The sequence below is a fragment of the Streptomyces sennicomposti genome, from assembly GCF_019890635.1.
In the GTDB taxonomy this organism is placed as follows: Bacteria; Actinomycetota; Actinomycetes; order Streptomycetales; family Streptomycetaceae; genus Streptomyces; species Streptomyces sennicomposti.
Genome location: NZ_JAIOAB010000027.1, coordinates 69,181 through 88,890 on the forward strand (window position 1 = coordinate 69,181; position 19,710 = coordinate 88,890).

Genomic DNA, 19,710 nt, shown 5'->3' on the forward strand with positions numbered 1-19,710 from the left:
GGAGACCTGGAACCTGCCGGGACGATGACCTGCCGGGACGGGGAGCCGCCAGGAAGGGGAGCTACTGAACCTGCCGCCCCCGCCCGCCATCCCCACCGCCGTAAAGCCGTTCGCGTGGGGCCGAGCGCGCGCTCTAGCATGCGCGCTATGGCAAAGGCACCCGTTCTCACCCCCCGGGCGGAAGACTTCCCCCGCTGGTACCAGGAACTGATCAACAAGGCCGAGCTGGCCGACAACGGCCCGGTGCGCGGCACGATGGTCATCCGACCGTACGGGTACGGGCTGTGGGAGCGGATGCAGCAGGAGATGGACGCCCGGATCAAGGACGCGGGCGCCGCCAACGCCTACTTCCCGCTCTTCATCCCGCAGTCGTACCTGACCCGGGAGGCCGAGCACGTCGAGGGGTTCGCGCCCGAGCTGGCGGTCGTCACGCACGGCGGCGGCAAGGAGCTGGAGGAGCCGATCGTCGTCCGGCCCACCTCCGAGACGATCGTCAACGAGTACTTCTCCAAGTGGGTGCAGAGCTACCGCGACCTGCCCCTGCTGATCAACCAGTGGGCGAACGTCGTCCGCTGGGAGATGCGTCCGCGCGTCTTCCTCCGGACGACCGAGTTCCTGTGGCAGGAGGGGCACACCGCCCACGCCACCTACGAGGACGCCCGCGCCTACGCCGCGCGCATCCACCGGGACGTCTACCACGACTTCATGGTCGGCGTCCTCGCCATCGACGTGGTCCTCGGCCGCAAGACCGTCCGCGAGCGCTTCGCCGGGGCGATCAACACCCTCACGCTCGAAGGCATGATGGGCGACGGCAAGGCGCTCCAGATGGGCACCAGCCACGAGTTGGGCCAGAACTTCGCCAAGGCCTTCCACACTCAGTATCTGTCCAAGGACGGCAGGCAGGAGCTGGTCTGGCAGACCTCGTGGGGTACGTCGACCCGTATGGTCGGCGGGCTGATCATGTCGCACGGCGACGACAGCGGGCTGCGCGTGCCGCCGCGGCTGGCGCCGGTCCAGGCCGTCGTGCTCGCAGTCAAGGACGACGACGCGGTGATCGCGAAGGTCCGGGAGATCGGCGATCGGCTCAAGGCCGCCGGGGTGCGCGTCCGGGTCGACGACCGCACCGACGTCCCCTTCGGCCGGCGCGCCGTGGACTGGGAGCTGAAGGGCGTGCCGGTCCGTATCGAGGTGGGCCCGCGCGACCTGGAGAACGGCACCGCGATGCTGGCCCGCCGCATCCCCGGCGGCAAGGCGCCGGTGCGGATCGGGGAGATCGAGGCGCTGCTCCCGAAGGTGCTGGAGGAGGACCAGGCGCTGCTGCTCGCGCAGTCCCGCGAGCGCCGCGAGGACCGTACGGTCGATACGGCCACGATCGAGGAGGCCGCGGAGGCGGCGGCCACGGGCTGGGCCCGCATCCCCTGGGCCACGCTGGGCCCGGAGGGCGAGGCGGCCCTCGCCGAGCAGGGTGTGTCCGTACGGTGCCTGGTCGCCGCGGACGGCTCGGTCCCCGACAGCGACGACCAGCCGGGCAACGTCGCCATCGTGGCCCGCGCCTACTGATCGACGCGGGGTCCGGCGCCTGACCCGCGCGGGGTCGGGCGCCCGGCCCGCGCTGGGATCCTGCGCCTGCACCCGACCGTCTGGGCCTCGGCCATGGTCTGACCGGCGGTGCAGGTCGCCTTCCTCTGCTCCTCGTCGAAGCCCTCCGTCTTCCCCCCGCGCCCGGGCCTTGAGATTCGTCGCCTCCATCCGGTCGGCCCGGACCGGGACCGACTGGTCGGGCATGTCTCGCGGTCGCGGGGTGACTCCGCGCCGGCGGACGCCTCCCGCCGGCGCGGACGCGAGCGCGGGCCCCGGACGGTTCGCGTCGCTGTTCAGGGGGACGTCAGGGGGTGGCCCGGCGTGCGGGTCGCCGTATCGTCGTCCCGTCCGCCCGGCTCGGCGGTCCGGTGGGGAAGGCGGTCAGGACATGGACGCGGTGACCATCACGGGGACGACCCGTCTGTACGCCGTGCTCGGCGCCCCGGTGACGCAGGTGCGGGCCCCGGCGTTGCTCAATCCGCTCTTCGCGCGGCTCGGGAAGGACGCCGTACTGGTGCCGGTGGACGTGGCGCCGGAGGGGCTCGACGGGGCCGTGCGGGGGCTCGGCGCCGTACGCAATCTCGACGGGCTGCTGGTGACCGTTCCGCACAAGCCCGCCTGCCGGGCGCTCGCCGACCGGGTCACGGAGGCCGCCGGGCTGAGCGGCTCGGTCAACGCGATGCGTCGGCTGCCGGACGGCGGCTGGGAGGGCGCGAACTTCGACGGGGAGGGCTTCGTCCGCGCTCTGCGCGCCGCGGGACACGACCCGCGGGGCGCGACGGTGTGCCTGGCGGGCGCCGGCGGCGCCGGGTCGGCGATCGCGGTGGCGCTGCTGACGGCGGGCGCGCGCGTCACCGTCTGGGACGTGGACCCGGGACGCGCCGCCGCCCTGGAGGCCCGTCTCGCCCCGCACTTCCCGGGGCGTCTCGCCGTCTCCCCCCGGCACGTCGACGCGGACCTCGCCGTCAACGCCACGCCGATGGGGCTGCGTCCCGACGATCCGCTGCCCTTCGACCCGGCCCGGTTGCGCCCCGGCACACGGGTCGCCGACATCATCATGAAGCCGCGGTCGACGCCCCTGCTGCGGGCGGCGCGGGAGGCGGGACTGCCCCACCACTACGGCGAGCCGATGCTGGCCGAACAGCTCTCGCTGTACCGCGAGTTCTTCCGGCTGGGCTGACGCCGGCCCCCCTTCGTGGCAGATGGGAGCCGGGTTACCGCTCAGTGGCCCGGTGCGCGTCGCGCCCTGCCTACTGTCCTGGACATGCCTCCACTCATACAGACCACAGTCGCGGCGCCCGACGCCGCGCTGCCTCCCGCAGTGGCCGAACGGGTGGCCGACGCCCTCGCCCGGCCCGCGGCGCAGCAGCCGGAGTACCCGGACCCCGCCCAGGTCACCGGGGTGCGCGCGACCCTGGCGCGGCTCCCCTCGCTGGTGCTGCCCGGCGAGGTCGACCGGCTGCGCCGGCGGCTGGCCGACGTGGCCCACGGGCGCGCGTTCCTGCTGCACGGCGGGGACTGCGCGGAGACCTTCGAGGGCAACACCGGGGAGCACGTCCGCGCGAACGTCCGCACCCTGTTGCAGATGGCCGTGATCCTCACGCACGGGGCGAGCCTGCCCGTGGTCAAGGTCGCGCGGCTCGCGGGACAGTACGCCAAGCCCCGCTCCAAGCCCTCGGACGAACTGAACCTGCCGGTCTACCGCGGGGACATCGTCAACTCCGCCGAGCCCTCTCCCGCCGCCCGCGTCGCCGACCCGGGCCGGATGCTGGAGGCGTACGCGCACTCCGCCGCCGCCCTCAACCACCTGCGGGCGATGACCGACTCCGGGATGGCCGGCCTGGACCAGGTGCGGGAGTGGAACCTCGACTTCGTCCGGGCCTCGCCGGCCGGCCAGGGCTTCCGCGCCCTCGCCGACGAGATCGACAGCGGTCTGCGCTTCATGAAGGCCTGCGGCGCCGACCACCGGGCCCTGCACACCACCGAGGTGTACGCGGCCCACGAGGCGCTGCTCCTGGACTACGAGCGGGGCCTGCTGCGCGGCGTCGACGAGGACGGCACCGGCCGTACGGCGCTGTACGGCCTGTCCGGGCACTTCCTGTGGATCGGCGAGCGCACCCGCGACCTGGACGGCGCCCACATCGCCCTGGCCGCGCAGCTGGCCAACCCGATCGGGCTGAAGATCGGCCCCGGGACGTCCCCCGAGCAGGCCGTCGAGTACGTGCGGCGGCTCGACCCGGACCGGGAGCCCGGCCGCCTCACCCTCATCTCGCGGATGGGCCGGGACCGGGTCCGCGAGGTGCTGCCGCCCATCGTGGAGAAGGTCACCGCGCTCGGCCACCGGGTCGTGTGGCAGTGCGACCCGATGCACGGCAACACCCGGGAGACGGAGAGCGGTTACAAGTCCCGGCACTTCGACGACATCATCGACGAGGTGCGCGGGTTCTTCGAGGTGCACCGGGAGCTGGGCACCCACCCCGGCGGGCTGCACGTCGAGCTGACGGGCGACCAGGTCACCGAGTGCCTGGGCGGCGCCCGCGCCCTGGACGACACGGCGCTGGCGGCGCGTTACGAGACGCTGTGCGACCCGCGGCTGAACGCCGAGCAGTCCGTGGAACTCGCCTGGCTCGTCAACGACTTGATGCGGGGATGACCATCCCGCGATGCCCGGGCCGGAAAGCCCCGTGGCGGGCGCGGCGGGTGCCGTGCCCGCCACGGGGCGGGCCCTTCGTGTCCGGGCGGGGGAACGGAGGGACACGAAGGGGGTCTTCAGGAGGCGCGGACGGGTCCGCTGCCGGCGGCGGAGGGTTCGGCCGGCGTGATTGGCGTGATCGGCGCGGCCTGGGCCTCGGCGACGAGCCCGGCCGGCGCACCGGCGTCGGCGACCACCGTGCCGGCCACGGTGCCGGTGCCGGTGCCGGCGGCCATGGGGATCACGGTCCCGGCGTCGGCGGCCATGGGGATCACGGTCCCGGCGGCCACGGCGTCCGCCGTCCCGGCGCCGGCGGTCACGGCGTCGGCCGGGGCGGACCGTGCGGCGGCGCGTTCGGCGCGCTCGGCGCGGGACCGGCTGAGGTGGCGCATCGCGGGCATCTCCACGCAGGCGTACAGCAGCCAGCCGCCGAGCAGGGTGGCCGCGAACATGCCGATCATGACGAGGATCGCGACGGGCGTGGTGAACTGCCCGTTGCCCAGGAGCTTCTGGCGGCCCCAGAAGATGACCACTCCCTGGCACAGGTAGAAGCCGAAGGAGACGTTGCCGAGCCACACCAGGACCCGGCCGTCCAGGCGGGTGCGCACCCCGTGCACGTCGGCGCGGGCCACGGAGGCGATGGCGACGCCGAACGGCACGACCGTCACCGAGACGAAGTTGAACGGCGCGGGCGCGTACATCGCGGCGGCGTAGCCGGCCGCCAGCAGGGCCACCACCCAGCCGGCCGGGATGCGGGGCCAGCGGCCGGCGATGACCAGCCGGGCCAGCAGCATGCCGAGCACGAACTCGAACATCCGCATGGGCGGGAAGGTGTAGTTGAACCAGTTCTGGGTGGGCGAGAGCGGGATCACGGGCAGCCGCGGGGTGTCGGGCAGGAGCGTCTTCGTCACCAGGGCGACCCCGGCCGTGGCCGCCGCCGCACAGCCGGCCCACCACCACAGGTGTTCCGTCTTCACCCGCCGCACCGCGAGCAGCAGGAACGGGAACGACAGATAGAAGAGCAATTCGGAGCAGAGCGACCAGGACGGCGCGTTCACGCTCATCTGGACGGTGAATTCATTGATCCATGAGTTCACCAGGAAAAGATTGGGCAGCCAGGTGCTCACCGGGGTGTACGCCGACGCGAAGAGCAGCATGGCCGCCGCCCACATCACCAGGTGATTGGGGAATATCTTCACGACACGGCGCCGCCAGTAGGCGGTGAGCCGCTCTCCCGGACGCACCGACCAGGTGATGACGAATCCGCTCAGCAGGAAGAAGAAGGACACGCCGAGGTAACCGGCCGGCCCGAAGAACTTCAGCAGCCCCTGGGCGACGGACCGGTCGGCGAACGGGTTGACCGGCCCCGTGGGGTCGACCGGCCCGATCGGTTGCAGGGAGTGGATGAAGAACACCAGGAGCGCGGCGAAGAACCGCATGCCCGTCAGGGACGGGAGGGCTTTCCGCCGTGGCCCGGGCGCACCGGTGTCCACCTCAGGAATGGTTGCGGTCACGATGGTCTCCTGTTTCGGCCCGAGCGGTGAACGACTGGGATCTGGAATGCCAGGAGCCTAGAAGAGCGGTGCGGCCGGCGGGCACCCGTATATTCCCCCAGCCGAATTCACCGGACGAATCCAGGGGGGTGTTAGGGGAATTCATCCCCGGCCTCGGCACCCTAGCGTTCTCGCGTATTCACGCCACACGGAGGAATCAATGATGGACCGAAGGAACCTGCTCCGCGCCGGGGGCGCCCTCGCCGTGTCAGCGGCGGCCGGTGCCGCGGCCACCACGTCGGCGTCCGCCGCCATCCGCGCGAGCGCCGCACCCGACTGGGAGGGGCTGCGCGCGGCCGTCGGCGGCGACGTCGTCCTTCCCGGCGACGCCGCCTACGGCACCGCCAAGCAACTGGCCATCGGCGAGTTCGACAGCCTCACCCCGCAGGCCGTCGTCTACGCCGAGAGCGCCGAGGACGTCCAGACCGCGATCCGGTTCGCGGCCGCCAACGGCGTCAAGCCGCGCGTGCGCAGCGGCGGCCACAACTTCCTCGGCTGGTCCTCCGGCGAGGGCATGATCCTCGACGTGCGCCGCCTCAACCACGTCACCGGCGGCGGCTCCCCGACCGTGCACGTGGGCCCCGGCACCATCAGCATCGAGGCGCTCCACGCCCTGAAGCCGTTCAACCAGCAGATGGTGACGGGCACCTGCCACGACGTCGCGGTGGGCGGTTACGTCTCCGGCGGCGGCGTCGGCTACCAGAGCCGCGCCTTCGGCATCGGCTCCGACCGGCTGGTCTCCGCCAAGGTGGTGCTGGCCGACGGCCGTCTGGTGACCGCGAGCGAGCGCTGCAACCCCGATCTGTTCTGGGCGCTGCGCGGCAGCGGCGGCGGCAACTTCGGGGTGGTCGTCGACTTCGAGCTGCGGCCGGTCGCCGCCCCGCGCATGGTCTTCTACGAGCAGACCTGGGACTGGTCCCACGCCGAGCGGTTCCTCACCGCCTGGCAGGAGTGGTACGCCGACACGCCCCGCGGCTCCACCGGCCAGGTCATCGTCATCCAGCCGGACGCCGGCTCCGGGAACCCGCCGGTCATCCTCCAGCAGGGCGCCTACTACACCACCGAGGACGACGCGAACGCGGGCCTCGCCGAACTCGCCTCGCTGGTCGGGGCGCAGCCCGCCACCAGCCGGGTCCTCGACCTGCCGTTCGACGAGGGCATGCAGTACGTGTACGGCCTCGCCGACGGCGGCTCCCACCCGCGCACCGAGTGGCAGCGCATGCGCGCCCGCCTGGTCAGCAGGCCCCTCGGGGCGTCCGGCACCGCCGCCGCGCTCGCGGCGTTCGAGGCCGCACCGCGCTCCGGGCAGACCCGGTACCTGAGCTTCATGGGGCTCGGCGGCGCCGTGGCCGACCTCGCTCCGGACGCCACCGCGTTCGTCCACCGCGACGCGCTGTTCCACGTCGGCTACGGCGTGGCCCTCGGCACCGCGACGCCGGGCGCGGAGGAGGCCGACGCGGCCGTGGCGTGGGCGACGAAGGGCTTCGGCGTCATCGACCCGCTGTCCGAGGGCCAGTCCTACATCAACTTCCCCGACAAGTACCTCGGCGGCTGGCAGAACGCCTACTACGGCTCCAACTACGCCCGCCTGAAGGCGCTCAAGCAGGCGTACGACCCGCACCGCCTGTTCGACTTCCCCCGCGCCATCGGCAACTGACGACCACCACCCCTACCGCGCCAGAGAGGGCGACCTTCCGATGACGGTCACCGACCACGCCGGCCTCCAGCCCGGCGACGCCGCCGTTCCCCCGCCCGGGTGCCCCATGCACCGGGTGCTCGACTACCCCTTCGCCGAACCCGTGGCCACCGATCTGCATCCCGCGTACGCCGAAGTGCGCGAAGAGCGGGCCCTGACCCGGGTCTCCATGCAGTACGGCGGCGAGGCATGGCTCGCCACCCGGCACGCCGACATCAAGACCGTCCTGGCCGACCCGCGGTTCAGCCGGGCCGCCACGGTCGGCAAGGACGTGCCGCGGGTCCGCAAGGCGTACGAGGAACTGAACATCGTCTCCATGGACGACCCGGAGCACGCGCGGCTGCGCAAGCTGGTCGCCAAGGCGTTCACGGTGCGCCGCGTGGAGCAGATCAGGCCCCGCGCCCAGGAGATCGCCGACGACCTCCTGGACCGCCTGCTGGCCGCCGAGGACCGCACCGGCGACCTGGCCGCGCAGTACGCGTGGATGCTGCCGATCACCGTGATCTGCGAGATGCTCGCCGTGCCGCTGGAGGACCACTACAAGTTCCGCGGCTGGATCGACACCTGGCTGACCATCGGCAACGAGCACACGCTCGAGGAGATGAACGAGGCGCGCTTCGAGAAGCTGCCCGAGTACATGTCCGCGCTGATCGCCCAGCGGCGCGCCGAGCCCGGCGACGACCTGCTGTCCGCGCTCGTGGCCGCCCGCGACGAGGAGGACCGGCTCAGCGAGGAGGAGCTGATCACCATGTCGATCGCGCTCCTGGCCACCGGCCACCACACCACCGCCAACCAGCTCGCCAACCACCTGTACATCCTGCTCAGCCGGCGCGAGGAGTGGGAACGGCTGGTCGAGCGGCCGGAGTCGCTGCCGACCGCCATCGAGGAACTGCTGCGGGTCACCCCGCTCAGCCCGTACTCGGAGAACACCCGTATCGCGGTGGAGGACATCGAGGTCGGCGGGCAGCTGGTCAGGGCCGGCGAGGCCGTCATGGTGTTCCCGGCCGTGGCCAACCGGGACCCCCGGGTCTTCGAGCGTCCCGAGGAACTCGACCTGACCCGCGAGCACAACCCGCACATCGCCTTCGGGCACGGCATCCACCACTGCCTGGGCGCCCCGCTGGCCCGGCTGGAACTCCAGGTGGCGCTCGGCACGCTGCTGCGCCGTCTGCCCTCCCTGGAACTGGCCGTGCCCGCCGCCGAGGTGCCGTGGAAGCGCGACCACGTCGTACGGGGCGTCGCCGCGCTGCCGGTGCGGTGGTGACCGTCATGACCTGGCAGATCGACGTCGACCGCCGCGTGTGCATGGGCGCCGGGCTGTGCAACGGCTCGCTCCCCGACCGCTTCCGGCTCGTCGACGGCAAGGCGCAGCCCGTCGAGTCCCGTATCGAGCCCGACGAGGACGTGCTCGACGCCGCGGACTACTGCCCCTACCGGGCCATCCACATCACCGACCAGGCGACGGGCGAAGCCCTGGTCGCCGCCGACTGACCCGGGTCCGCGGCGGACCGGGGGCGGACAGGAGAACCGCGTGACGATCACGACGACGGAGCCGGGGCGGTCCCCGGACGGCGCGGCGGAGCCACGCCGCGAGGCCGGCGGGGCCGAGGCGCCGCCGCGCTGGTGGCGGCGCCCCTGGGTCGGGCCGCTCGCCCTGGTGGTGGGGGTGTTCCTGGTCATGGGCATCCCCCGCTACCTCACCTTCGACCCGGCGGACTCCAAGATTCCGCCGAACCCGCAGTACCCCTGGCACTACCCGGTGCTGGTCGTGCACATCCTGGCCGGCACGGTCGCGATCGTGACCTGCTGCCTCCAGGTGTGGCCGGCCCTGCGCCGGCGCCACCCGCGGGTGCACCGGCTCAGCGGCCGGCTCTATGTGGCGGCCGTCCTGTCGGGCGGCCCGGCGGCCCTGGCCGTGGCGTACGCGAGCCCTTCGGGGCTGTCGATGCAGATGAGCACCATGACGACGTCGGTGCTGTGGATCGGCACGGCCGTCGCGGGCCTGCGCATGGCCCGGCAGGGCCGCATCGCCGAGCACCGCCGGTGGATGGTGCGCAGCTTCGCGCTCACCATGTCGATCGTCCTCAGCCGCGTCCTCGGGGTGGTGTACGACCACACGATCCTGCCGCCGCCCGTCACGCAGAACGTGGCGGAGCTGATCGCCTGGGGACAGCAGCGGGCCGGTCTGGCGTCGTGGCCGGGGTGGATCCTGCCGCTGCTCTTCGCGGAGTGGTGGCTGGTCGAGCGGGGAGCCGGGGCCCGTCACCGGGCGCGTGCGGCCCGCCGGAAGGCGGTGGCCCCGCGGACGTGAGGTCCGCGGCGGCGCCGCACCACGGCACACGGCCACGGGGCCGCCTCCCGCGGGAGGCGGCCCCGACGGCGTACCGGCCGCCCCGCGCGGGAACAGCGCCCCGCCGCCCCGACCGGCCGGGAGGACAGCGGCCCGCCGGCCCGCCGGGGGGGGGGACGGTGGCCCGCCGGCGCCGTGCAGCGGGCGGCGGGCCGGGCCGGCCGGGGGTGTGGACGGTGGTCAGAGCGGGAGGGTCTCGCGGCCGCCGTGGCGCGCCGACGCCTTGACGGCGTCCAGCAGCCGGTGGACGCGCACCGCGGTGGTGAAGTCCGGGCCGAAGGCGTCGCCGGTGCGGATCGCCCGGGCCAGGTCCGTGTACACCTGGGCCACGTTGCTCACCGGTGAAGGCGGCCCCGGCAGCAGCGGCCGGTAGGCGTCCGGCACCGGCACCTGGACCGCGGGCGAGCCGTTCGCCGCGGCGTGGGTCAGCGTGAACTGCGGGCCGACCAGCGAGTCGTCCGAGGAGACCAGCACCAGGCGCCCGGCCCGGCCGTGCACCTCGATACGGAAACCGTCACCGCGCGGACCGCCGGTCATGAAGTGCGCGGACGCGGCCACGCCCGAGCGCAGCAGACCGCCCATCACGATCTGGTCCGGCGACGTCACCTCGATCCGCTCGCCCGTCTCCTGCATCGTGATCCGGTCGATCCGGGTGGTGAGGGTCGCGGACACCTCGGCGAACTCCCCCACCGCGTACTGGAACATGTCCAGCGAGTGGCCGCCGACCACCGCCACGTGGTTGACGCCCTTCGTCTCGTCGAACAGGTCCGCGTACCGGGTGGACCACGCGTCCGGGGTGCTCAGCGAGTACAGCAGGGACGCCGACAGCACCTCGCCGACGAGCCCCTGCGCCAGCAGGTCCCGCAGCAGGCGCACCGCCGGGTGGTGCCTGCTCTGCAGCCCGACCGCGTGCCGGACCCCCGCGGCCCGCGCCTTCGCCTCGAAGCGCTCGGCGGTCGCCGCGTCCAGGGCGAGCGGCCACTCGCTGTAGACGTGCCGGCCGGCGTCGACGGCCGCCTCCACCAGGCCGTCGCGCCGGGGAAGCTGGACGGCGACGGTGACCAGGTCGACGTCCGGGTCGGCCAGCAGGGCGCGGGCGTCGTCGTAGGCCCGGGCGGCGCCCCAGACCTCTGCCGCCGCGCGCGCCGAGGCGTCGCTCGTGCCGGCGACGGCGACGATCTCGAAGTCGTCCAGCGCCTGCAGCGCCGGGAGGTGGATGGCCCGGGCCCAGCCCCGTTCGGCGTGCGCGCCGACGACTCCCACTCGGATCCTGTCCGCCACGGTGAAACCTCTTTCGTCTGTACGGGTCGGCCCGCGCGGCGAGGGGCCGCACGGGATACGCGTCGGAGCGCGACCGGTGGTCCGGTCACGCTCCGACCAGGTGTCGCTGTGTCAGATGTGGGCGTTGACGGCCGGGGCGTCGGCCGCGGCCGGCGCCTCGTTGGGGGCCGCGGCCTCGGTGTCCCTGAGCACCAGGAACGTCACGCACCAGGCCACGAACACGAACCCGGCGGCGAAGAGGAACGCCAGGCTGTATCCGTCGCGCAGCGCCTGCACCTGCGTGTGGCCCTCGTGGAGCAGGGTGTTGCTGCGCGAGGTGGCCAGCGTGGCGAGAACCGCCAGGCCCACCGCGGCGCCCGCCTGCTGCGCCGTGTTGTTCAGGCCGGACGCCAGGCCCGCGTCCTCGGGGGCGGCGCCCGACATGGCGCGCATGATGACCGACGGCACGGTCAGGCCCATGCCGAAGCCCTGGATGACGAGGGTGGGCGCGACGTCCACCCAGTAGTCGCCGTCCACGGGCGCCCTGCTGAGCAGCAGCAGACCGCCCGCGAGGAACAGCAGGCCGGTCAGCAGGACCCGCCGGGTGCCGAAGCGCGCGGTGAGCTTGGCCGTGAAGAACAGGGACATGGTGCCGATCACCAGCGGCGCCGGCAGGAACGCGAGACCGGTCTGCATCGAGTCGAAGCCCAGCACCCGCTGAAGGTACAGCGCGTTGAGGAACTGGAAGCCGAATCCGGCCGCGAAGACCAGGACGACGGCGAGGTTGGCGCCGACGATCTCCCGGCTGCGGAAGATCCGCAGCGCCAGCAGCGGACGCCGTGCGGCGGCCTGCCGCCACACGAACGCCGCGAGCAGCGCCACCGCGACCGCCCCGTACAGCGCCAGCTCACCGGCGCCGAACCGGTCCTCGGAGATCTGCGAGATGGTGAAGACGCCCAGCGACAGGCCGACCGTCACCAGCACCGCGCCGATCGCGTCGGCGCCCGCGCCGAGCCCCAGTCCCGGCTGCGCGGCCAGCTCGCGCATGCCGAGGACCAGGGCGATCGCGCCGACCGGCAGGTTGATCAGGAACACCCAGTGCCAGCCGAACGCCTCGGTGATGACGCCGCCCGCGATGAGCCCGACCGACGCGCCGCCGGCCGAGACGAAGCTGTAGATGCCCATGGCCTTGGCCTGATCGCCCGGCTCCGGGTACAGGCCCACGATCATGCCGAGGACCACGGCGGAGGCGAGCGCGGCGCCCACGCCCTGGAGGAACCGGCCCGCGATGAGCAGCTCCGAGGAGTTCGCGAGACCGCACAGCAGGGAGGCGACGGTGAACGTCGTCAGACCGCTGAGGAACACCTTCTTCGCGCCGATCAGGTCACCGAGCCGGCCGGACAGCAGCAGCAGACCGGCGAAGGCGATGAGGTAGGAGTTCACCACCCAGGACAGACCGCTCTGGGAGAAACCGAGACCGCTCTGGATGGTGGGGAGGGCGACAGTGACGATCGTCCCGTCAAGGATGATCATCAGCTGCATCGCACAGAGAATGCTGAGCGCGAGGCCGCGCGAGCGGCCCTGTGCTGTCGGGGGGGTCATCACTCACTTCTTTCGTCGTCACATCGTGATCGCACTCGGACTCCAGGGCTCACCGCCGACGCGCCCGCGCGTGGGACCAGTACGCCACGCGCGCGGCCATCGGACGGAAACCCCGCTGTAACCGCGCAGGTCCGAGCCGGTGCGCGGGTCACTCATCCGGCCGCCGGCACGGGTCGCCCGGCCTCGGCGAGGGCGTCGCTCAGCGCGTCGACCAGTTCCCGTGCGCCTTCGGCCCCGTCCGCCGCGCCGAACGCGTAGGCGTCGGGGCGTACGAGCACGCAGCGGGCCCCCACCTCGTGGAGGTAGGCGGCGAAGCCGCCCTCGGTGTCGACCACGCTGCCCGCGGGCGCCGCGGCCGGGTCGGCGTCCGCGGGCAGCAGCCGCACCAGGCGGGCGCCGAGCGAGCGCAGGAACTCGGTGCGCCCGGCGCCGAGCAGCTCCCGCGGGTCGTCGAGGGAGGCGAAGACGAAGCCGCGGCCCACGACTTCGTCGAAGAGGTCCTCGGTCGCCCCCGCGGCGACGCGCGGCTGCGGCACCTGGTCGCCCGCGCCGCGCCGTCTGCGGCCCGTGCCGTCGCGCCACACCAGGCCCCGGGTCAGCGGCTGGAACGGCGACTGCTGCGGGCGCGCCAGCTGCCGCTCCCGGGCCGCGATCATCACCTCGTCGCGGTCGGCGGCGGCCTTCGGATCGGTCTGGCAGATGACCTTGCCGAGGTTCACCGACATCCGGATGGCGTGCTGCACATGGGCGGCCCGCTCCTCGGCGTAGGAGTCGAGCAGTTCCTCGCCGGCCCGCCCGGCCAGCACCAGGTCCAGTTTCCAGGCCAGGTTGGCGACGTCGCGGAAGCCGGAGCTCATGCCCTGGCCGGCGAACGGCGGCATCAGGTGGGCCGCGTCGCCGGCGATGAGCAGGCGGCCCAGGCGCCACTGCCGGGCGGTCGCGGCCTCGAACGTGTAGACCGCGTGCCGCTCCATCACCCCGTCGTCCGGGGTGATGCCGCACCCGGCGAGCAGCCGCCAGGCGGTCGCGGGATCGTCCATGTCCTCCTTGCGTTCGCCGGGCAGCAGCATGAACTCCCAGCGCCGGTGCCCCGGCCCCGCCGAGACCTGGGTGCGCGGCCGGGCCGGATCGCAGATCTGCAGGTTGTTGGGGACGAAGGCGCGCCGGTCGTGCAGCGCCAGGTCGCAGATCAGCCACGCGTGGTGGAAGCCCAGGTCGGCGAAGTCGGTGCCGATCGTGCGGCGGACGAGGCTGTTCGCGCCGTCGCAGCCGACCACCCACCGGCCGCGCAGCAGCCGCGGCGTGCCGTCCTTGCCGACGACGTGCAGGACGGCGCCGTCCTCGTCGTGCGCGAGCCGTACGGCCTCCTGGCCGCGCAGCACCGTCAGGTTCGGCAGCCGCTCGCCGTGGGCGATCAGGGCGGCCTCCAGGCCCGGCTGGTACATGGAGGTCGACTCCGGCCAGCCGTTGCGTCCCTTCACCTCGGCCGCGCCGATGTACAGCAGGTCGCGGCCCTCGCCATTGCGCCAGAGGTAGTCGCCGGAGGGTTCGCCGACCGAGGCGAGGTGGTCGGCGACCCCGGCCGCGGCCAGGATCCGCGCGGCCTCGCCGTCGAAGGCCACGGCGCGCGGCATGGGGTACGGACGCGGATGCCGTTCCACGACGATCACCCGCCGCCCGCGCTGCGCCATCAGGTTGGCCAGCACCTGGCCGACCGGCCCGTAGCCGACGATCAGCAGGTCCGCCGTCTCCTCGGGCCACCGGCGGGCTTCGGCAGCCGTTGCCGTCATGTGCGCCTCACCCCCCTCAGGCGGCCGCGGAACGGGTCCGCAGCAGGATGTCGTCGAGCACGGCCTCGAAGTCGTCCGCCTTCACCAGCACCCGCACCCGTTCCCGGCCGTCCTCGACGATCAGCAGGCGCCGGCCGGTCAGCGTCATCTGCCCGTTCTCCAGGGCCCGGCCGCGGATGTACGTCACATGGGCGGAGAGCATCCGGGCGTAGGCGTCCAGCTCGGGGTGGTCGGCGTCCAGCCACTCGGAGAACGCCCGCGGCCGCAGCCGGAAGCGGTGGACGACGCCCCACTCGCCGTCCCGGGGGCGGCGCTCCAGGTAGTGGAAGCCGTCGTCGTCCTCGCGCACCCGGAAGGCCGTGCCGTACTGCTCCTGCGGCTCGGCCGACACGCGGACCGGCTCGATCAGGGAGGGGCCGGAGTAGCCGACGTCCGCCAGGTACCACTCGCCGTCGATCCGCACGCCGTTGAACAGGTGCTCCATGTCCGGGCCGTAGGAGCCGTCCGGGCCGCGCACTCCGGCGGACAGCACCACGACCTCGTAGCCGAGCCGGGTCAGCAGCGCCCGGAAGAGGCCGTTGAGCTCGTAGCAGACGCCGCCGCGGCCGCCGACGATCACCTCCTGGTAGACGGCGTCGACGTCGATGTCGACGCCGTCCCAGATGGCCGTGCCGCGTTCCCCGTTGAGGAAGTTGTCGAACGGCACGGTCATCAGGTGCCGCTTGTGCAGCAGCCGCAGCGTCTCCGCGGTGGGGGCCGGTACGGGGCCGGTGTGGCCCAGTACGGACAGGTAGTGGTCGAGGTCGAACATGGTGAGGTCCGTTTCTCTTCGGTGCCGGGCGGTCGCGGTCGTCGGGGCTCAGGCGTACTCGGCGGCCGGCGCCGCCACGTGGTCGAGCAGGTACTCGGCGAGCAGACCGGGCGTGGGCTGGTCGAACAGGAGCATCACGGGCAGTTCGGCGCCGATCTCCGCGGCGAGGCGGTTGCGCAGCTCGACGGCGGTCAGCGAGTTGAAGCCGATGTCGAAGAAGCCCTCGTCGGCGTCGACCGCGCCGGCGTCGGAGTGGCCGAGCACGGCGGCGGTCTCGGCGCGCACCAGGTCGAGGAGCGCCGCGGGGCGTTCGCCGGCGGGCAGGGCGGCGTAGCGGTCGCGGAAGGACTGCTGGTCGTCGGCGTCGGTGGGCATGTCGCTCTCCTGGAACAGGGGGTTGGGGACGTCGGATGCCGCTGTCGCGGGCTGGAACTGCTCGAGCCAGTAGGAGCGGTGCTGGAAGGCGTAGGTGGGCAGCGCGGCGAGCGCCTCGGGCGGGACCGGCACGTCGTGGCCGAGCAGTCCCGTCCAGTCGACGCTGCCGCCGCGCACGTACAGCTCGGCCAGCGAGGCGGCGAACCGCTCCGGGCCGCCTTCGTCGCGCCGCAGCGACCCCACGACGACGGTGGGCGCCCCGGACCGCTCCACGTTCTCGCGCAGCGCCATGTTGAGCACGGGGTGGGCGCTGACCTCGACGAAAGCGTGGTGGCCGGTGGCGGTGAGGGCGTCGACCGCGGCGGCGAAGCGGACCTCGTGGCGCAGGTTGCCGTACCAGTAGGCGGCGTCCAGCGGGGTCGTGCCGTCGAGCCAGGCGTCCCGGTAGGTGGAGTACATCGGGATCTTCGGGGTCTGGGGCCGCAACCCCGCGAGGGCGGTGGCGAGTTCGTCCTCGATGGCCTCGACGTGGCCGGTGTGCGAGGCGTAGTCGACCGGGATCACGCGGGCCCGGATCCCGGCCTGCTCCGCCGCCTCGCGGAAGTCCCCGAGGGCGCCCGCGTCACCGGCGACGACGGTGGACGCCGGCCCGTTGACCGCGGCGATCTCGATGCTCCCGCCGTACTCGGCGATGCGGTCCTCGGCCTCCGCCCGGGAGACGGGCAGGAACATCATCCCGCCCCGCCCGGCGAGCCGCGAGCCGATGGCCTGGCTGCGCAGCGCCACCACCCGGGCGGCGTCGTCCAGGCCGAGGGCGCCCGCGATGTGCGCGGCGGCGATCTCGCCCTGCGAGTGACCCACCACCGCGTCCGGCTGCACGCCGTAGTGCTGCCACAGCCGGGCCAGCGCCACCATGACGGCGAACGACGCCGGCTGGACCACGTCCACCCGGGCGAAGTCCGGCGCGCCCTCCGCCTGCCGCACCACGTCCAGCAGGTCCCAGTCGACGTACGCCGACAGCGCCTTCGCGCAGTCGGCGATGGCCTGCGCGAAGACCCACTCGGTCTCCAGGAGCCGGGCGCCCATGCCCGCCCACTGGTGTCCCTGGCCGGGGAAGACGAACACCGTCCTGCCGTCGACGTCCGCGGCGCCCGTCACCACGTTCGGCGCCTGCTCGCCCGCGGCCAGCGCCGTCAGCCCGCCGGACAGTTCCGCGTCCGTCGAGCCCAACACGACCGCCCGCCGGTTCAGGCGGGCCCGGTGGAAGGCCAGCCCTCGCGCGACGGCCGCGGCGTCGAGCCGTTCCGACGGCGCCGGCAGCCGGCCGGCCTGGGCGCGCAGCGCGGCCTCGGTCCGGGCGGACACGATCCAGGGGACGACGACGGGCCGGGGCGCGCTCCGAGCTTCGGGCTGCTCCGGGGCCTGTTCGAGGACGATGTGGGCGTTGGTGCCGCTCACACCGAACGAGGACACCGCGGCCCGGCGGGGGCGGCCGGTCCGCGGCCATTCCCGGCGTTCGGTGAGCAGTTCGACCGCGCCGGCGCTCCAGTCGACCTTCGTGGACGGCCGGTCCACGTGCAGCGTCTTCGGCAGCACGCCGTGCCGCATCGCCTGCACCATCTTGATGATCCCGGCGACGCCGGCCGCCGACTGCGCATGGCCGATGTTGGACTTCAGCGACCCGAGGAACAGCGGGTAGCCGCGGTTCCCGCCGTACGTCGCGAGCAGCGCCTGCGCCTCGATCGGGTCGCCCAGGGCGGTGCCCGTACCGTGGCCCTCGACCGCGTCCACCCCGTCCGGAGTGAGCCCGGCGTTGGCGAGCGCGGCACGGATGACGCGCTGCTGGGACGGCCCGTTGGGCGCGGTCAGGCCGTTGGAGGTGCCGTCCTGGTTGACGGCCGAGCCGCGCACCACCGCCAGCACCGGATGTCCCAGCCGCCGCGCGTCCGACAGCCGCTCCAGGGCGAGGACGCCGACGCCCTCCGCCCAGCCGGTGCCGTCGGCCGCGTCCGCGAACGCCTTGCAGCGGCCGTCCCGGGCCAGTCCGCGCTGGGTGGAGAACTCCACGAACACTCCGGGCGTGCCCATCACCGCGACGCCGCCCGCGAGCGCCATGTCGATCTCCCCGCTGCGCAGCGCCTGCGCGGCCAGGTGCACGGCGACCAGCGACGACGAGCAGGCCGTGTCCACGGTGATCGCCGGGCCCTCCAGACCGAGCGTGTAGGAGACCCGGCCGGAGGCCACGCTGCCCGAGTTGCCCGTGCCGAGGAAGCCTTCCAGTCCCTTGGGGGTGAACTCCAGGCCCGGCGCGTAGTCGTGGTACATCACGCCGGAGTAGACGCCGACCTTGCCGCCCGCCAGCGCGGACGGGTCGAGTCCCGCCCGCTCCAGGGCCTCCCAGGACGTCTCCAGCAGCAGCCGCTGCTGCGGGTCCATGGCGAGCGCCTCGCGCGGCGAGATCCCGAAGAATCCCGCGTCGAACTCGGCGGCGCCGTCGAGGAACCCGCCCTGGTTCACGTACGAGGTGCCGGGGCGCTCCGGGTCGGGGTCGAAGAGCCGCTCCAGGTCCCAGCCCCGGTTGTCGGGGAAGCCGGAGACGGCGTCACGGCCCTCGGCGACCAGCTCCCACAGCTCGTCCGGGGTGCTCACCCCGCCGGGCAGCCGGCACGCCATGCCGACGATCGCGATCGGCTCGCGGGCCGCCGCGGCCATGCGCTGGTTCTCCTGCTTGAGGCGCTCGTTCTCCATCAGCGAGGCGCGCAGCGCCTCGACGACCTTGTCGCTGGGCGTCGTACCCATCAGATCCTCCGTGTGGGGCGGTCAGTTGGCTGGTCAGGCGCCGAGGGCGCCCAGGGCACGGGCCACCAGGTCGTCGGCGTCCATGGCGGCGATGCGGTGCAGCTCCGCCTCCACCGCCACCGCGGCGGCCGGGGCGGCGGGCTCGGCCGGCGTCTCCTGCTCCGGCGCGGTGTCGGGCAGCAGCTCGGCCAGCAGGTGGCGGGCCAGCGCGGCCGGGGCCGGGTAGTCGAAGATCAGCGTGGCCGGCAGTCGCACACCGGTCGCGGTGGCGAGCCGGTTGCGCAGCTCGACCGCGGTGAGCGAGTCGAAGCCGACCTCCTTGAAGGGCTGTTCGGGCCGGACCGGCTGGCCGCCCAGCACCGTCGAGGCGTGGGTGCGCACCAGCTCCAGGACGCGGCGCCGCCGGTCCGCCTCGGGCAGGCCGGCCAGCTCCCCGGCGAGGGACGCCCCGTCGGCGTGCGCACCGTGGGCCGCCTTGCGGGGCGGGCTCACCAGCGCGCGGAAGACGACCGGGAGCCTGCGCTCGGCCGCCGCGGCGCGCAGCGCGGGGAAGTTCATCCGGCTCGCCACCCGGACCGCCTCGGACGAGCGCAGCGCCGCGTCGAACAGGGCCATGCCCTCCTCGGCGGACAGGGCGAGCGCGCCCTGCCGGCTCATGCGGTCCTGATCGCCCCCGTCGAGGTGCCCGGTCATGCCGCTCGCGTCCGCCCACAGTCCCCAGGCGAGGGAGACGGCGGGGAAGCCGTCGGCGCGCAGGGCGTGGGCGTAGGCGTCGAGGGCGGCGTTGGCGGCGGCGTAGTTGGCCTGCCCGGGGTTCCCGAGGGTGCCGGCCGCGGAGGAGTACAGGACGAACGCGGCCAGATCCTGGTCCCTCGTCAGCTCGTACAGGTGGCGGGCCGCGTCCGTCTTCGGCGCGAACACCGCGTCCAGGTGCTGCGCGGTCTGCGCCGTGAAGGTGGCGTCGCTCAGCGCTCCGGCGGTGTGGACGACGGCGGTGAGCGGGTGGTCGGGGTCGATGCCCGCGAGGGCGGCGGCGAGTTGGTCGCGGTCGGCCGCGTCGGCGGCCACGACGGTGACATGCGCGCCGAGTTCGGACAGCTCACGGGTGAGGTCGCCGGCCCCGGGCGCGTCGGGTCCACGGCGGCTGAGCAGCAGCAGACGCCGGACGCCGTGAGCCGTGACCACATGCCGGGCCGCCAAT

Annotated in this window: 13 protein-coding genes and 1 pseudogene; 7 read left to right on the top strand and 7 right to left on the bottom strand. The window is 73.6% G+C overall.

Annotated elements, in window-relative coordinates:
* The first annotated feature begins 147 nt into the window (after positions 1-147).
* The 3 genes from proS (at position 148) to K7787_RS17165 (ending at position 4,234) form a co-directional block, all read left to right on the top strand.
* Positions 148-1,560 (top strand): proline--tRNA ligase, encoded by a 1,413-nt coding sequence (gene proS / locus K7787_RS17155; RefSeq protein ID WP_223001974.1) that lies wholly within the window; start codon positions 148-150, stop codon positions 1,558-1,560.
* A gap of 409 nt (positions 1,561-1,969) precedes the next feature.
* A complete protein-coding gene (locus tag K7787_RS17160) occupies positions 1,970-2,761 on the top strand; it encodes a shikimate dehydrogenase family protein (RefSeq protein ID WP_164390999.1) in 792 nt (263 codons plus the stop codon).
* A gap of 84 nt (positions 2,762-2,845) precedes the next feature.
* Positions 2,846-4,234 carry a class II 3-deoxy-7-phosphoheptulonate synthase gene (locus tag K7787_RS17165; protein WP_009191185.1) on the top strand — a complete coding sequence of 463 codons (1,389 nt, stop codon included), beginning with the start codon at positions 2,846-2,848 and terminating at the stop codon, positions 4,232-4,234.
* A 116-nt stretch (positions 4,235-4,350) separates the two neighbouring features.
* Here K7787_RS17165 and K7787_RS17170 read toward each other — a convergent pair whose 3' ends face one another.
* Positions 4,351-5,787, bottom strand: coding sequence for an acyltransferase family protein (locus K7787_RS17170; protein ID WP_308036377.1), 1,437 nt, complete (start codon positions 5,785-5,787; stop codon positions 4,351-4,353).
* Positions 5,788-5,989: 202 nt separating this feature from the next.
* On the opposite strand from K7787_RS17170, the gene K7787_RS17175 reads away from it, so the two are divergent.
* The 4 genes from K7787_RS17175 to K7787_RS17190 are packed head-to-tail and all read left to right on the top strand — an operon-like array spanning position 5,990 to position 9,833.
* Complete coding sequence (locus K7787_RS17175; protein WP_233359381.1) at positions 5,990-7,483, top strand: FAD-binding oxidoreductase; 1,494 nt, start codon at positions 5,990-5,992, stop codon at positions 7,481-7,483.
* Between the two features lie 40 nt (positions 7,484-7,523).
* A complete protein-coding gene (locus K7787_RS17180) occupies positions 7,524-8,786 on the top strand; it encodes a cytochrome P450 (RefSeq protein WP_019984111.1) in 1,263 nt (420 codons plus the stop codon).
* 5 nt (positions 8,787-8,791) lie between these two features.
* Positions 8,792-9,013 (top strand): ferredoxin, encoded by a 222-nt coding sequence (locus K7787_RS17185; protein ID WP_027758448.1) that lies wholly within the window; start codon positions 8,792-8,794, stop codon positions 9,011-9,013.
* A 40-nt stretch (positions 9,014-9,053) separates the two neighbouring features.
* Positions 9,054-9,833: a DUF2306 domain-containing protein gene (locus tag K7787_RS17190; protein WP_223001976.1), complete on the top strand. Its 780-nt coding sequence runs from the start codon at positions 9,054-9,056 to the stop codon at positions 9,831-9,833.
* 219 nt (positions 9,834-10,052) lie between these two features.
* On the opposite strand, the gene K7787_RS32285 is transcribed toward K7787_RS17190, so the two are convergent.
* The 6 genes and pseudogenes from K7787_RS32285 to K7787_RS17220 form a co-directional block, all read right to left on the bottom strand.
* Positions 10,053-11,153, bottom strand: coding sequence for a Gfo/Idh/MocA family protein (locus K7787_RS32285; RefSeq protein WP_308036378.1), 1,101 nt, complete (start codon positions 11,151-11,153; stop codon positions 10,053-10,055).
* Between the two features lie 111 nt (positions 11,154-11,264).
* Positions 11,265-12,674, bottom strand: a complete 1,410-nt coding sequence (locus K7787_RS17200) for an MFS transporter (RefSeq protein ID WP_247720983.1) — start codon at positions 12,672-12,674, stop codon at positions 11,265-11,267.
* A gap of 212 nt (positions 12,675-12,886) precedes the next feature.
* Positions 12,887-14,524 (bottom strand): bifunctional 3-(3-hydroxy-phenyl)propionate/3-hydroxycinnamic acid hydroxylase MhpA, encoded by a 1,638-nt coding sequence (gene mhpA, locus K7787_RS17205; protein ID WP_223001980.1) that lies wholly within the window; start codon positions 14,522-14,524, stop codon positions 12,887-12,889.
* Positions 14,525-14,540: 16 nt separating this feature from the next.
* Complete coding sequence (locus K7787_RS17210) at positions 14,541-15,335, bottom strand: arylamine N-acetyltransferase family protein (protein WP_223001982.1); 795 nt, start codon at positions 15,333-15,335, stop codon at positions 14,541-14,543.
* Positions 15,336-15,383: 48 nt separating this feature from the next.
* A pseudogene (locus K7787_RS17215) lies at positions 15,384-18,500 on the bottom strand (type I polyketide synthase); the annotation flags it as partial.
* 42 nt (positions 18,501-18,542) lie between these two features.
* On the bottom strand, positions 18,543-19,710 hold a 1,168-nt coding region (locus K7787_RS17220), incomplete at its 5' end, for a beta-ketoacyl reductase (RefSeq protein WP_223001986.1).